Origin of the sequence: Sagittula sp. NFXS13 (assembly GCF_040148795.1) — a bacterium.
GTDB classification, from domain to species: Bacteria; Pseudomonadota; Alphaproteobacteria; order Rhodobacterales; family Rhodobacteraceae; genus Sagittula; species Sagittula marina.
Genome location: NZ_JAGEMH010000002.1, coordinates 650,366 through 664,259, shown reverse-complemented (window position 1 = coordinate 664,259; position 13,894 = coordinate 650,366). Strand labels below are relative to the sequence as shown.

The 13,894-nt window shown below is 61.3% G+C and carries 12 protein-coding genes; 6 read left to right on the top strand and 6 right to left on the bottom strand.

The features are described from left to right. Positions 1–58: 58 nt before the first annotated feature. Entirely contained in the window at positions 59–1,504 is a 1,446-nt protein-coding gene (gene pyk / locus J4E08_RS07630) for a pyruvate kinase (RefSeq protein WP_183962941.1), read from the bottom strand. A 215-nt stretch (positions 1,505–1,719) separates the two neighbouring features. On the opposite strand from pyk, the gene J4E08_RS07625 reads away from it, so the two are divergent. Together J4E08_RS07625 and J4E08_RS07620 are read left to right on the top strand one after the other, a co-directional pair. Further along, positions 1,720–2,457, top strand: coding sequence for an N-formylglutamate amidohydrolase (locus tag J4E08_RS07625; protein ID WP_349537957.1), 738 nt, complete (start codon positions 1,720–1,722; stop codon positions 2,455–2,457). A gap of 19 nt (positions 2,458–2,476) precedes the next feature. Next, positions 2,477–2,791, top strand: a complete 315-nt coding sequence (locus tag J4E08_RS07620) for a DUF1244 domain-containing protein (protein ID WP_183962939.1) — start codon at positions 2,477–2,479, stop codon at positions 2,789–2,791. Positions 2,792–2,998: 207 nt separating this feature from the next. Here the strand turns inward: J4E08_RS07620 and holA are convergent, their stop codons facing one another. The 4 genes from holA to J4E08_RS07600 all read right to left on the bottom strand — a co-directional run bounded on the left by holA (position 2,999) and on the right by J4E08_RS07600 (position 8,002). Beyond that, positions 2,999–4,027, bottom strand: a complete 1,029-nt coding sequence (gene holA / locus J4E08_RS07615; RefSeq protein WP_349537956.1) for a DNA polymerase III subunit delta — start codon at positions 4,025–4,027, stop codon at positions 2,999–3,001. Next, positions 4,024–4,524: an LPS assembly lipoprotein LptE gene (gene lptE / locus J4E08_RS07610; RefSeq protein ID WP_349537955.1), complete on the bottom strand. Its 501-nt coding sequence runs from the start codon at positions 4,522–4,524 to the stop codon at positions 4,024–4,026. The genes holA and lptE overlap by 4 nt, the downstream gene beginning before the upstream one ends. 31 nt (positions 4,525–4,555) lie before the next feature. Next, on the bottom strand, positions 4,556–7,129 hold the full coding sequence (gene leuS / locus J4E08_RS07605; RefSeq protein WP_349537954.1) for a leucine--tRNA ligase: 2,574 nt from the start codon (positions 7,127–7,129) through the stop codon (positions 4,556–4,558). A 102-nt stretch (positions 7,130–7,231) separates the two neighbouring features. After that, on the bottom strand, positions 7,232–8,002 hold the full coding sequence (locus J4E08_RS07600; RefSeq protein WP_349537953.1) for a hypothetical protein: 771 nt from the start codon (positions 8,000–8,002) through the stop codon (positions 7,232–7,234). Positions 8,003–8,144: 142 nt separating this feature from the next. Here J4E08_RS07600 and J4E08_RS07595 point away from each other — a divergent pair, with 142 nt between their 5' ends. After that, a complete protein-coding gene (locus J4E08_RS07595) occupies positions 8,145–9,401 on the top strand; it encodes a glycosyltransferase (protein ID WP_349537952.1) in 1,257 nt (418 codons plus the stop codon). Between the two features lie 409 nt (positions 9,402–9,810). Here J4E08_RS07595 and J4E08_RS07590 read toward each other — a convergent pair whose 3' ends face one another. Further along, entirely contained in the window at positions 9,811–10,335 is a 525-nt protein-coding gene (locus J4E08_RS07590; RefSeq protein ID WP_183962933.1) for a DUF3576 domain-containing protein, read from the bottom strand. Positions 10,336–10,603: 268 nt separating this feature from the next. Here J4E08_RS07590 and J4E08_RS07585 point away from each other — a divergent pair, with 268 nt between their 5' ends. From J4E08_RS07585 to J4E08_RS07575, 3 genes are all read left to right on the top strand, one after another. Further along, positions 10,604–11,665: a porin gene (locus J4E08_RS07585; RefSeq protein WP_349537951.1), complete on the top strand. Its 1,062-nt coding sequence runs from the start codon at positions 10,604–10,606 to the stop codon at positions 11,663–11,665. Between the two features lie 94 nt (positions 11,666–11,759). Beyond that, positions 11,760–13,238, top strand: a complete 1,479-nt coding sequence (locus J4E08_RS07580; protein WP_349537950.1) for a tetratricopeptide repeat-containing sulfotransferase family protein — start codon at positions 11,760–11,762, stop codon at positions 13,236–13,238. Further along, positions 13,235–13,888 carry a YggS family pyridoxal phosphate-dependent enzyme gene (locus J4E08_RS07575; RefSeq protein ID WP_349537949.1) on the top strand — a complete coding sequence of 218 codons (654 nt, stop codon included), beginning with the start codon at positions 13,235–13,237 and terminating at the stop codon, positions 13,886–13,888. The genes J4E08_RS07580 and J4E08_RS07575 overlap by 4 nt, the downstream gene beginning before the upstream one ends. The last annotated feature ends 6 nt before the right edge of the window (positions 13,889–13,894 follow it).

The window sequence follows — 13,894 nt, the reverse complement described above, 5'->3', positions numbered from 1 at the left end:
CTCTCTGCAGGGAAGGGTGTAGTACAGATTTGCTAACGCAAGCTTGCCGCGCGGCGTATCACTCTGGATCTGTGCGGAAAATAAGTCGTTCGTCACAGGGCGCAACGCGTAGAATGTTCGTCGTGCCTGCCTGATTAAAGGGCACACCTGCGGTGACAACGATCTGGTCGTTTTCGGTCGCAAAGCCCAGCGCGCGGGCGGCACGGGCCGAATTCACAACAGCCTGTTTGAAGCGCTCCAATTCGCCGGCGATCACGCACTGCACGCCCCAGTGCAGCGTCAGACGGCGCGCGGTGCCGCGTTGCGGGGTCATGGCGATGATTGGGACTCGAGGACGTTCGCGTGAGGTCAGCGCAGCGGTTGTTCCCGATGACGTAAAGCAGCAGATCGCCTTGATGTCGGTGGTTTCGGCGATTTCGCGGGCGGCGGCAACGATCCCGTCAGCGATGGTGTGACGGGCCGCGCTGCGCGACGCCTCGATCACTTCACGGTAGGTCGGATCATTTTCGACGGACACAGCCACGTTGTGCATCGTGCTGACCGCTTCGATGGGATATTGGCCCGCCGCAGATTCTGCCGAAAGCATGACCGCGTCGGTGCCTTCGTAAATTGCCCCGGACACGTCCGATACCTCTGCCCGCGTCGGCATCGGGCTTTCGATCATCGATTCGAGCATCTGTGTCGCAACGATCACCGGCTTTGCAGCGGCGCGACACTTACGCACAAGACGCTTCTGGATCGGAGGGACGGAGTGCACGGGCAACTCAACGCCGAGGTCGCCGCGTGCAACCATGATGCCGTCAGAAGCCGCCAGAATCGCATCAAAGTGTTCCACGGCCGAAGGTTTCTCGATCTTGGCAAGGATAGCGGCGCGACCACCCGCCAATTCGCGGGCTTCCTCTACGTCCTCTGCGCGCTGCACAAAGGACAGCGCAAGCCAGTCGATGCCCAGCGCACAGGAGAATTCCAGATCCTTACGGTCCTTTTCCGACAGCGCCGCCAGCGGAAGCACCACGTCGGGCACGTTCACACCCTTACGGTTGGAAATGGTGCCACCGGCTTCGACCGTGCAATCGGCATGCTCTTTGGAGCAGTCCGTGACGCGCAGGCGAATTTTACCGTCGTTGACCAAAAGGTGCGAACCGGGTTCCAGCGCTGCGAAGATCTCAGGATGTGGCAGTTGCACACGCTTCTGGGTCCCCGGTGTCTCGTCAAGGTCGAGGCGGAAGCTCGTGCCCCATTCCAGCTCTTCCGAGCCGTTCTCGAACTCGCCCACCCGGAGTTTGGGTCCCTGGAGATCGGCGAGGATGCCGATCGGGCTGTCGAGATCTCTTTCCACCTGGCGAATGATCTTGTGACGTTCCTCGATTTCCTCATGCGTCCCATGCGACATGTTCAGACGGAACACATCTGCGCCCGCCTCGTGCAGGGCACGAATCATCTCGTAGGTGGAGGACGCAGGCCCCAGTGTGGCCACGATCTTTACATTGCGGTCGCGTTTCATCAGTCCCAGCCTTCCTGTCGTCGTTGGCGTCGCTTAAAATAGGCGCCGTCACAAACATGTTTCGGTGCGGTCGCCACTGCGCAAGGGCGTTACCGCTAACACGTCCAGCTTATCGCGTATTTCTTTGCAGCACGCAACGCAGGCGATGATTTTCTTCGTGCATTTTCATCTCGGCGCGCCTCGCCTAAATGTAAGGGGGCGGAGGTTACGACATTATGACTTATCAGCCATACACTGTTATGGGCGCAGAGCGCGACAGTCGGTTCCTGATCACATGCGATCACGCGACCAACGTGGTCCCGCCGGAACTTGGCGGCTCACTTGGCCTGCCAGAGGCCGACATGCTCCGCCATATCGCGTTTGATCCCGGCGCCGAGGGTGTGGCACGCGCACTGGCAGACACGCTTGGTGCCCCTGCAATCCTTTCAAATTTTTCGCGCCTGGTCATTGATCCGAACCGCGGCGAAGATGATCCCACGGTCCTGATGCGGCTATACGACGGGTCCGTCATTCCCGGCAATCGCCCATCGGACGGGGCAGAAAAGGCACGCCGCCTGAACGCCTATCACCGTCCCTACCATGATGCACTTGAACAGCTCGCCACACGTCGCAATGACACGGTGCTGGTGTCGGTCCACAGCTTCACACCGCAATTGCGAGGACGCCGCCCGCGTCCTTGGCACGTGGGCATTCTGCACGCTTGGGATGCGCGGTTATCGGACCCGCTGATTGCCGCCCTCGAACGCGAACGCGATATCGTCGTGGGCCGCAACGAACCCTACCCAGGCCACCTGCCCGGCGATTCCATGGATCGTCACGCCTTGAAACATGGTCGCCCGAACACGCTTATCGAGCTGCGCCAGGACATCATCGCAACCCCCGAACAGCAACAGGCGTGGGGCGACCGCCTTGCACCGCTGCTGGTCGAGGCCCTGACCAACGTCACAGACTGATCCATTGAAGGAGAACACCATGGACGACCAGACCCGCATCGAGCTGGAAGCTGCTGCCTTTCGCCGCCTGCAAAAACACCTGATGGAAGACCGTACTGATGTGCAGAACATCGACATGATGAACTTAACGGGCTTTTGCCGCAATTGTCTGAGCCGCTGGTATCAGGAGGCCGCCAATGAGCGCGGCATCGAGATGTCCAAAGATGAGGGCCGCGAGGCATTTTACGGCATGACCATGGACGAGTGGAAAGCCAACTATCAGACAGACGCAGGAGCCGATACGCAGAAAGCATTCGAGACTGCGTTCAAAGAAAACGTAACCGACAAGGGCTGAGACCTTCACACCGCTGGCCCTTCGTGTGCGCCTTTGCCTCACCGAAGATTAGCCCGGAAAGCGAATAGTGCGCATGGGAAGGGAGGCAGGCCTTTTACGTGCCATCGAACAGCAGTTGTTGGCCTGATGCGTTTTACTGCACATATCAAAAAGCGGATTGCCGCGGTGCTGCATTGGAGATTGGCGAAATCGACACCAATTCCATGGTCAACTGCGGCCCGCCATATGAGCCAGCCGGACAAAAGCCCGCTCCACCAATGCCATGGCCGGGGCCTTCTGGCCCGCCGAACGGAGCGTCAGGTCGGTGTCCATCAGCAGCGTCAGCGCGTCCTCGAGGCGCGCTGTGCTCCATTTCTGGGCTTGGCGTAGAACGCGGTCGCGGCGCGGGCCAAAGATCGGCGGACGCAGGCGCCCAATACCAGCCGCAGGCCCACCTGGCGCGGCGGACAGCGCGTACAGCGTCCGAAAGTGTCGCGCACCCATGATCATCAGCGTCACAGGCGCGACCCCCTGCCCCCCCAAGCGCTGCATCACCGGGGCAATCTCGCCGGTGCGGCCCTCGGCAACAATGTTGAACACGTCATCCATTGCGGCCTCGACTGACGCGGGGGCGTTCAGTTCAACCTCGTCGACAGACAGCGGGCTGTTGTCGCCCAGCTTGTAGAGCGCGATCTTCTCCAGCGTTTGGCGAAAATCTCCGGGCGTCAGCTCCCGACCCAAAACTTCCAAAGCGCCCATGGCGTCGCGCCCAACCTCGGCGATCCCGGCGCGCTTGAGCTCATCTTCGATCTCGGAGCGGGTCATCGGATTGGCATACAGCGCGGCAGCCAAGGCGGTGCGATGCCCCTCAAACGCCTTGCGCAACGAGGATTTCGCGGTCAGCGACCCGGCGGTGGCGATGATCGTCGCGTCGCCATCACGCCAATCCTGCAAAGCCGCCTTCATCGCGTCGGCGCATCCGTCAGTGGCTTCCTCGACCAGAACCGCGCGCGCACCGGGGAAGAAGCCAACTGCCTTTACAGCGTCGAGCAGCGCAGCCTTATCCTTGCGCAGATCGGCACCGTTCATCCGGGTAAAGCGCATCTCCGTCTCGCCTTCCGGCCCGATCAGGGCGGCGACCACCTGCTGGCGTTTCATCGCCACGCGCATCGTATCCTCGCCAAAGATCAGAAGGCCCGGCACCTTTGGATCGGGCTTGCGAAAGAAATCCTCGGCCGCGCGTCCGGCAAGTTTCATGGGATGGACCCGGCAGTGGGCACGTTGGAAACATGCAAGACGAGGTCGTCGATCACCTGATCGGCCAGAAGGGTCATCAAACGTTCCTGCGCATCGCGTTGCGCCGCACTCGTGGCGACGGTGGCCCCGGTGGTCGAATAGCCGGTAAAGGCATTGGTCCGCGCGTCGCGCACGACCTCACCCGTCGCCGTGTCGGTGAGGGTAAAGAACACGCGCCCGATCAAGCGTACCCGCGTCACAGAGCCGGCAGAGGTCGCGCCAATATCCTGATCGTCGGTCTGAACGCGCGTCGTCAGCCTGTAGGGCGCAGCCCCCCCGCCCCGTCCCATGCGCTCCTCGAACCGGCGGTTGAAAACGTATTGGGAATCATCGGTCGGCTCGGGCAGGTCAATGGCATTAACCAGCGCCGTCCCACCCCCTTGTGGCCCGTACACCGGGGTGAAACCGCAGGCCGCCACGCTGCCAATCAAGGCCAGCACGGCCGCGCGTCGGGTCATCCCCGCCGCGCGCCAGACTTTGTTATTCGTCTCAGACGACCACATTCACGATCCGCCCCGGCACCACGATCAGCTTTTTCGGTTGGCCCCCGTCGAGGGCCCTCACCACAGCTTCGTGCGCCAGCACCAGCTTTTCAACCTCTTCCTTTGGCATGTCCGCCGGCACGTCGATTTCGCCGCGCCGCTTGCCATTGACCTGAATAGGAAGCGTGACCGTATCCTCGACCAACATGGCCGCATCGGCCACAGGCCACGGCGCATTGGCGATCAGCCCTTCGCCACCCAGCAATTGCCAGATTTCTTCGGACAGGTGCGGGGTCATGGGGGACATCAGCTGCGCCAGCGTCTTGGCGGCAAAGCGCTTTGTCTCGCTCCCGGCACGGGATTTCGAAAGCGCGTTGGTGAAGCCGTAGAGCTTTGCAATCGCCGCGTTGAAGCCAAACGCCTCCACTCCCAGCGTTATGTCCTGAATAGCCTTGTGCGTTTCCTTGAGCAGCGCCGGGTCCTCACGTGTCTCTGGCACGTCGCCAGCTGCGATTTCGGAGGCGATGCGATACACGCGGGTGAGGTGTTTGCTCGCCGCCTCTGCGCCGGATGCGGTCCATTCGACATCCCGCTCGGGAGGCGAATCGGACAGCACGAACCAGCGCGCCGTATCCGCACCATAGGTGGCGATGATGTTCATGGGGTCGACGACGTTGTTCTTGGACTTCGACATCTTGGCCGAGGGGATGATCTCCACCTCGGTGCCATCAGCCAGGAAGCCTTTGCCATCCTTCAGCGCCACATCTTCGGGATAATGATAGACTGGGCGGCCTTCGGCAGTCTTGGTCTGATAGATCGCGTGGGTGACCATACCTTGTGTGAACAACGCGTTGAACGGCTCTGCCGCGCTGTCGGGCAGGTGGCCGGTCTTGATCATCGCGCGGGCGAAGAAGCGTGAATACAGCAAGTGCAGGATCGCGTGTTCAATGCCGCCGATGTATTGATCGACGTTCATCCAGTATTCGGCGTCGGCCTTGTCAGTCGGCGTTGCGGCGCGCGGCGCGGTGAAGCGGGCGAAATACCAGGACGAATCGACGAAGGTGTCCATCGTGTCGGTCTCACGCTTGGCGGGCGCACCGCAGGACGGGCAGTCGCAGTCGCGCCATGTGGGGTGGCGGTCCAGCGGGTTGCCCGGAATGTCGAAGGACACGTCATCGGGCAATTCAATCGGCAAGTTCTCTTTCTTCTCGGGCACCACGCCGCACTGATCACAATGCACGACCGGAATCGGGCACCCCCAGTAGCGCTGGCGGGACAGGCCCCAATCGCGCAGGCGGTACTTGGTCACGCCCTGGCCGACGCCGTTTTCCTCGCAGAAGTCCACGGCCGCATCGACAGCGGCCTCGCCGGTCTGCGCTTCCTGGCCTGCGAAACCGCGCAGGTAGCGCACGGTTTCCTGTTTGGCCGGAACATAGGCAGGGCCGCCGTCCTCTGGTGTGATGAACGTTCCCTCTTCGCCCATGGCCGGGACAAAGACGGTCCGCACCTCGAGGTCGTATTTGCGCGCAAAATCAAGGTCGCGCTGGTCATGCGCCGGGCAGCCAAAGATCGCGCCGGTGCCGTAATCCATCAAGATGAAGTTGGCGATGTAGACCGGCAGTTCCCACGCGGTGTCAAAGGGATGGCGCACACGGATGCCGGTGTCAAAGCCGAGCTTCTCGGCCTTTTCCAGCGCTTCCTCGGTCGTGCCGCCCTTGCGCATTTCTGCAACGGCAGCGGCCAGTTCGGGGTTGTCCTGCTCCAGCGCGCGGGTCAGCGGGTGATCCGGGCTCAAGCCAACGAAAGACGCGCCCATCAGCGTGTCGGGACGCGTGGTGTAAACGTCGATGCGGTCGAAATCCTCCGGGGCATCCACGGTTGAGAAGGCGAATTGCAGCCCGCGCGAGCGACCGATCCAGTTGGCCTGCATGGTCTTTACCTTGGCGGGCCACTCGTCCAGCCCGTCAAGCGCGTCCAGAAGCTCTCCGGACATGTCGGAGATCTTGAAGAACCACTGCGTGAGTTCCTTACGCTCCACCGCGGCACCGGAGCGCCAGCCACAACCGTCAATGACCTGTTCGTTGGCCAGAACGGTCATGTCCACCGGGTCCCAGTTCACCACGGCGTTCTTGCGATAGACCAGGCCTTCGGAGAGCATGTCGATGAAAAGTGCCTGTTGCTGGCCGTAATATTCCGGGTCGCAGGTCGCAAACATGCGCGTCCAGTCAAGACCAAAGCCCAGCGGCTTCATCTGCTCGACCATCGTGTCGATGTTGGAATAGGTCCACGCCTTGGGATGGCCGCCGGAGGCCATGGCGGCGTTTTCGGCGGGCATGCCAAAGGCGTCAAATCCCATGGGATGCAACACGTTATGGCCCGTGGACAACTTATATCGCGCGATCACGTCACCCATGGTGTAGTTGCGCACGTGGCCGATATGGATGCGCCCCGAAGGATAGGGGAACATCTCCAAAACGTAATATTTCGGCTTGTCTTGGTCGCGGGCGGCGACAAACGTTCCAGCCTGTTCCCAGGCCTGCTGCCATTTCGGTTCGATGCTGGCGGGGTCGTAACGCGACATGCGGGCCTCCGGAAGATTAACGGTGCGGGTATCGCGTCGGGTGATAGGTGTTGACGCGCAAATGGTCCAGAGGCCGCATGGCATTGCGGCTTGAAACTCGCGCTAGGTTCCCGTCATGCGGCGCGCCTTGCGCAGGATTGCCGTCTTGGTGTCGCGGACAAAGCCGTCGCGCAGACCAGATCGATTAAGGGCAAGGAAGACTTCCTCCAGCCCCAGATCCGGGCGGGCATTGGCGTGTTGGGGCGGCAGCCTTTCAGCCAGGTGCGCCAGATCGGCGGCGCGCAGGATCGGGAGCACAGGCTGAGCCGAGCAGTCCTCCAGCGCGGTTACGGAAACGGTGGCCTGCGGCACTGCGCTGCGCACGGCTGCAACCACGCGGTCGAGGTGCGCGGCTTCTGCCATCTCTTGCGCATAGACATCGGCGGAGGCCGTCAGCCGCGTGCTTCGTAGATTCTGCCACCAAAGACTGATGAGCCACGCCTCCGCCCCCCTCGTCGAGAAATGCAGGTGCACGTCAGCATTAAGCGCGGTGTGCGCGGCACGTGTCAGGGCGCCCATCAACTCAGGTGTACGGGTGTAATGTGTGATGCCCCGGCGCCCCGGTAGGGCTCCGGCAAGGTCTTCTGCCGAGATGATAAGCAGCGACGCCGCCTGCCCCAGCAAAGCGAACCGCTCCGTTGCCAGTCGCTCCACCTCGTCGAGCGGAACCTCCGGCGACACCGACACCTCGCGGCATATGTCACACAGGTCGGCCAGTTCGGCCTGAAGCGCCACGATGATCCCCTTCGGCAGATCCGGGCGCAGCGTTTCCAGTGCGAGTTGAACACTTTTCGTTCCGGTCTTGTGAAACCCGGGATGGATCAGAACACGCATCAGCTTTCCTTGCTTCTGATACTGGGAACCGTAGAGGGCTGCGGTGCGGGTGCAACCCCGGCGAGCTAATCGCGCGGGCATGTCTTGGCCTGTGCTGCCCCGCATGGCAGAACCGATGCATCCCATATCGTCGAGAGCCACCATGAAAATCCTGTTGATCCACCAGAACTTCCCCGGTCAGTACAAACATCTGGCTCCGGCACTGGTCAAGCAGGGACACGAGGTCGTGGCACTGACCTGCAAGGTGAAGGAGCCTCAGATCTGGCAGGGCGTTCGCATCGTCCCCTACAAGATCCAAGGCCAGAGCACGCCCAATGTTCACCCGTGGCTCGCAGATTTCGAAACCAAGCTGGTGCGCGCCACGTCGTGCTACCGCGGCGCCAAGGGGCTGAAGCAGCAGGGGTTCGAGCCGGATGTCATATGTGCTCACCACGGCTGGGGCGAATCCCTATTCCTCAAGGATGTCTGGCCGAATGCGCGTCTGGGCCTGTATTGCGAGTTGTATCACCTGACCGCGCATCCCTTCCTCAACTTCGACCCGGAGTTTCCCTCGAAGTCACCGGAAGCCGACATTCTGCGTATTCGCATGAAAAACATGAACAACCGTCTGCATGAGGAGATCATGGATGCGGGGCTTTCTCCGACCCGGTTTCAAGCCTCGACCTTTCCCGACCACTGGCAAAAACGCATAACCGTGGCGCATGACGGGGTCGATACCGAACTGGTCCGTCCCAACGCGGGCGCATCTTTGCAGATCGGTGATCTGACCCTGACACGGGATGATGAGGTCATCACCTTCATCAACCGTAACCTGGAGCCCTATCGCGGCTATCACATCTTCATGCGGGCCCTTCCCGCAATCCTCAAGGAACGTCCCAACGCCCAAGTGGTGATTCTGGGCGGAGATGAAACATCCTATGGGGCAAAGCCGCCCAAAGGGCAGACGTGGAAGCAGATCTTCATCGACGAGGTGCGGGGCCGCATCCCCACGCCGCATTGGAACCGCGTGCATTTCCTCGGGCGCGTCCCCTACGATCGGTTCCTAGCCATGATGCAGATCAGCACCGCGCATGTCTACCTGACCTACCCCTTCGTTTTATCGTGGTCATTGCTGGAGGCCATGAGCGCCGGATGCGCGATCCTCGCCAGCGACACCGCCCCCGTCAAAGAGGTCATGACCGAAGGAGAAAACGGCTTGATGGTCGATTTCTTTGACACGGAAGCATTGGTGGAACGCTTGGGCACCCTTCTGGACGATGCCGACCTGCGCAAACGCCTGGGAACGACGGCGAGAGAGTTCGTAAGGGAAAAATACGACCTCGCCGGTGTCTGTCTGCCTCAGCATCTGGAATGGGTGGCAGGCCTGGAGACGCTCGATCCTCGGCCGATCATGGACTGATCCTCAAACATGGTAACCGGACCGGCCTCCTGCTCACGCAGTCCGCCCTTTGTCACCGAAACCGCCGCTTACCCAGTCTCGCGTCGCAGCCGTTTTTGACCCAGTGGTCAGATCAAGTTACATGCGGACAGCAACGAGGCGACGATGTCCCGCCGCACCAGCGGGCGGAAAACGCGGCTCCACTCACACAACGCCCACCACCATAGGCAGACAGCCACGGGATGCCCGAAGTTGACGCAGTTCGGATAGCGGACGTGCAGATACTTCTGCTTGCTGCTCCTCAGGCGGCGCTCAACCCTGGAACCGCTTCGATAGCCTGCCGCGCCTCGGCGACGGGCTACTGAGGCGGCTATGTCTCAGAGGGCAGATTGCGCCAGTAGAACCAAGAGCCTCTCGTTATATACCGCGCTCAAAGGCGCGCGTCGCGTGCCCGGATCTGACGTGCGCGGGTCAGGATCGCATCCTCGATGGCCCGCACGGTCGAGGCAGAGGCCGGACCATTGGGTGTCAGCAGCGCCAGGTTCAAAGACCGCGCATCCAACGCCGGATCATTGATCAGAATCGTCGCTCGATAAGCGCGCCCCCCACCCGGAGGCGTTCCGTAGCCTGTGGTTATGACACCGGTAAACGGATCGACTGTTTCGATCGGCAGGAAATTCAGCACTTCGAGCGAGGCGTTCCACAGGTATTTGTTCACCTGCCCGACCTGCCCCTGATCGCCGCGCGACTTGAAGATATCCAACACCGACGATTTGGAGCGTCCCCGCGCGCCTTCACGATCCTTGATCTCTCCAAGGATCTCGTCGGACGACGGCGTTACAACCGGCTCACGCTCGGTCCGGTCCCCCATCATGCCACAGGACGCTGTCGCCGAAAGCGCCACGGCGATGCCGATCCCCAGCCATACCCGCGATGGCGCGCTGCGCTGTGTCATGTCGATATACTCCCACGAGAATGCCTGTTTCACCCTCATTACTGCGACCGCCCTCAACCGGCAACCCATCAGGTATCGGCAGTATTTTGCCAATTTCGCGCCGAAAACCCCTGCCACCCCCGAACCTTGTGGCAATCGTGCATCACAAAATCGGTTTGGGCGCGACGGCATTTCGGGCGGGTTGCAATGAAAGGGTCTGCGGGCGCATAGAAACGTCATCACAGCCGGCAACGGCTTGGTACGTGCCTTTGAACACATGAGGGAAACAATGAAAAACATCTTGCTCGCGTCCACCGCTCTGGTCGCATTCGCAGGCGCAGCGGCTGCTCAAGTCGAAGTGTCCGGCACCGCAGAAGTCGGTATCGTCGGTGGCGATTTCCGCTACGCAGGTACAGACGGCGACGGCGTCAGCCAGCTCTGGACCGATATCGAAATCGACTTCATCGCGACCGGTGAAGCAGACAACGGCCTGACCTTCGGTGCAGAAATCGATCTGGACGAAGCTGCAAACGGCAACGGCACCGATGATGGTGGCGCAACTTGGTTCGTCGCATTCGGCAACGCACGTCTCGACATGGGCGACACCGACGGCGCGGTTGACTGGGCTCTGCAAGAAGTTGCACTGGCCGGTGGCTCCATCGACGACGCTGAAACCGAGCACCTCGGTTACAACGGCAACTACGGCGCAGACGGCGACTACGACGGCCAGATCGCTCGTGTGACCTACACATACGGTGCTTTCGCAGCTGCTCTGTCGACCGAAATCGACGACGGTGGCGACTTCGACCCGATCTGGGGTGTTGGCTTCCAGTACAACGCTGACTTCGCTGGCACAGCAGTTGGCTTCGGCATCGGTTACCAGAAAGGCGACGAAGACAACTCTGACGCCACTCTGATCGCCGCTGGTCCCGCACTGGCTGCTGCAACTTCTCTCGAAGCTGCTTATGCCGCAGTAGACGACATCGAAGCCTACGAAGTTATCGCCGCGTCTGTTGACGTGACGCTGAACTCCGGCATCATGTTTGGCCTGAACTACGCAGAGTCCAAGTACGGCGACGCGGGTGTAGCTGGCGCCGGTGAGACCGAGCAGTACATGGGCGTTGGCATCGGCTACGAAATGAACGCTCTGGCAATCGGCCTGAACTACGGTGAGTACGACGACCGTTACGGCATCGACGGTCTGGAAACTTCCGGCTACGGCCTGGCAGTGGCATACGATCTGGGCGGCGGTCTTGCTGTTCAGGCGGGCTACGGCTTGTCCGAAGTTGAAGGCGGCGGCGACGACTACGACCGCGACAACTACTCCTTGGGTCTGGCAATGTCCTTCTAAGGACACCAGCCTCACGGCTTAAGGGAAGAGCGGGCGCTTGCGTCCGCTCTTTTCTTTTGATTCAAGCGCAGAGATCCCAAACAGGCACACCAGCATGACCCCGGCCCAGATCAAGGCGCAGTTCAACGAGGCTCAGGCCTGCATCCGCAATCAGAAGCCGGAACAGGCAGCCCGTCTTCTGCGCGCCCTGCTGATCCCCACCGCGCAGGCCCCGGAGGTCAATTACCAACTGGCCCGCGCGCTTGACCGCTTGGGCGACACGCAAGGCGCGGCTCGGGCGCTGCATGCCGCACTGCAAAAGCGTCCCGGCGATCCGGTCCTGTCCGACGCTGCCCTGCCGATCTTTACCCGTGCAGGTGACAGTCAGGCGGTTCTGGCGATCCACGACGCGCGTATCGCCGCCCAGCCGAACAAGATCGCCCCCCGCGCGGACAAGGCGACCTATCTGCAAAACATCGGTGAATTTGGAAAAGCGTCGATCATTCTGCGCCGCCTTGTCAAACGCCATCCCGATGAGACCGACCTCTACCGGCTGATCTTCTTTGCCGAAAAGGCGCGCAAGGGCGATCCGCTGATCCGCGAGATGAAACGCCTTTGGGCGCACCCGAAGCTCAACGATGCAGGGCGCATGGCGCTCGGTTTTACCTTGGCCAAGGTGCATGAGGACATCGGCGAACCCGATCAGGTCTTTGCCTATCTCAACGCTGCAAACGCCGCCCAAGCGCGCCAATACCGCCATGACCCGGATGCACGTCGCAGCCGCTGGGCCGCCTACAAGCAGGGTCAGCAGGCCCTTGATCTGACACCACGCGATGGCACGGCACCGATCCAGCCCATCTTTGTCACCGGCACGCCGCGCTCCGGCACGACGCTGGTGGAACAGATCCTGTCCGCACATTCGGCTGTCACCGCTGGCGGCGAACTGGCCCACGCCGAGCAGCTGGCCAATGCGGTCTTTGGCGGCAACCAGACCTTTGCCGATCTGTCCAAGGCTGCGCCCGAGGCTTTCACCGACTTCGCCGACAAATATGCCGTGTTGGTGCGCCGGGATACCGGCGTCGACAGTGGACGCGTCACCGACAAATCCATCCAGCTTCAGAACATCTATGGCCTGCTGGCGCACGCCCTGCCCGGCGCACGGTTTATCGTCGTGCATCGTGATCCGCGTGATGTGGCCCTGTCGATCTACAAGAACTTCTTCCGGCCCGGCGCCCACCGTTACGCCAACGACTTGGCCGCCATTGCCGACATGATACAAGCCTTTCGCGATCAGGTGACTTATTGGAAAACCCGCATGCCCGAGCGCATTCACGAGGTTCATTACGAGGATCTGGTGGCTGACCCGGAGCCGCAGACACACCTTCTGATCGCCGCCGCCGGATTGGACTGGGAGGAGGCCTGCCTTTCCCCGCACACGCAGACAAACCGGGTCAAAACCCTCAGCCTCGCGCAGGTGCGCCAGCCGATTCACACCGGGCGCCGGGATTCCTGGCGGCGATACGAGGCGGAACTGAAACCATTTATAGACGCATGGGGCGACCGGCCCTTCGACGCAAAGGAGTGGGACGCATGAGCTTGCAAGACATCGAAACCCGTGTAGCCAAAGCCTGTTCAGAGGCCGGGCGTGACCGCGGGGACGTAAATTTGATCGCCGTCAGCAAGGTACAACCGGCCGAGCGGGTGCAGGCCGTGCTGGACGAGGGCCATCGGCTCTATGGTGAAAACCGCGTGCAAGAGGCTCAAGACCGCTGGACGCCGTTCAAGGATCAATATGATGGTGTTTCGGTTCATCTGATCGGCCCGTTGCAAAGCAACAAGGCGCGCGTGGCGATGGAGTTTTTTGACGCCATCCATTCCGTTGACCGCCCCAAGCTCGCAAACACGATTGCCCGACTGGCCGACGAAATCGGGCGTTGCCCCGACCTGTTCTTGCAGGTCAACACCGGCGAAGAGGACCAAAAGGCCGGCGTTATGCCTTCCGAGGCGGACGGTTTCATAGCGGAGTGTCGCGCGCTGGATCTGCCTGTCAAAGGGCTGATGTGCATTCCCCCGGTGGATGAAACGCCGTCGCTGCATTTTGCCTTGCTTGCAAAAATCGCCGCTCGCAACGGTCTGACAGGTCTGTCCATGGGCATGAGCAGCGATTTCGAACAGGCCATCGCGCTGGGGGCCACACACATCCGCGTCGGCTCTGCAATCTTTGGCGAACGCGACTATGGCTAAGGTTCA

What these genes read in the sequence shown, in the direction of transcription:
- lptE (WP_349537955.1), bottom strand. Translation starts at nt 4,524, where the DNA reads ATGACCCGACGCGCGGCCGTGCTGGCCTTGATTGGCAGCGTGGCGGCC.
- J4E08_RS07585 (WP_349537951.1), top strand. Translation starts at nt 10,604, where the DNA reads ATGAAAAACATCTTGCTCGCGTCCACCGCTCTGGTCGCATTCGCAGGC.
- J4E08_RS07600 (WP_349537953.1), bottom strand. Translation starts at nt 8,002, where the DNA reads ATGCGTGTTCTGATCCATCCCGGGTTTCACAAGACCGGAACGAAAAGT.
- J4E08_RS07580 (WP_349537950.1), top strand. Translation starts at nt 11,760, where the DNA reads ATGACCCCGGCCCAGATCAAGGCGCAGTTCAACGAGGCTCAGGCCTGC.
- J4E08_RS07595 (WP_349537952.1), top strand. Translation starts at nt 8,145, where the DNA reads ATGAAAATCCTGTTGATCCACCAGAACTTCCCCGGTCAGTACAAACAT.
- J4E08_RS07590 (WP_183962933.1), bottom strand. Translation starts at nt 10,335, where the DNA reads ATGACACAGCGCAGCGCGCCATCGCGGGTATGGCTGGGGATCGGCATC.
- holA (WP_349537956.1), bottom strand. Translation starts at nt 4,027, where the DNA reads ATGAAACTTGCCGGACGCGCGGCCGAGGATTTCTTTCGCAAGCCCGAT.
- leuS (WP_349537954.1), bottom strand. Translation starts at nt 7,129, where the DNA reads ATGTCGCGTTACGACCCCGCCAGCATCGAACCGAAATGGCAGCAGGCC.
- pyk (WP_183962941.1), bottom strand. Translation starts at nt 1,504, where the DNA reads ATGAAACGCGACCGCAATGTAAAGATCGTGGCCACACTGGGGCCTGCG.
- J4E08_RS07625 (WP_349537957.1), top strand. Translation starts at nt 1,720, where the DNA reads ATGACTTATCAGCCATACACTGTTATGGGCGCAGAGCGCGACAGTCGG.
- J4E08_RS07620 (WP_183962939.1), top strand. Translation starts at nt 2,477, where the DNA reads ATGGACGACCAGACCCGCATCGAGCTGGAAGCTGCTGCCTTTCGCCGC.
- J4E08_RS07575 (WP_349537949.1), top strand. Translation starts at nt 13,235, where the DNA reads ATGAGCTTGCAAGACATCGAAACCCGTGTAGCCAAAGCCTGTTCAGAG.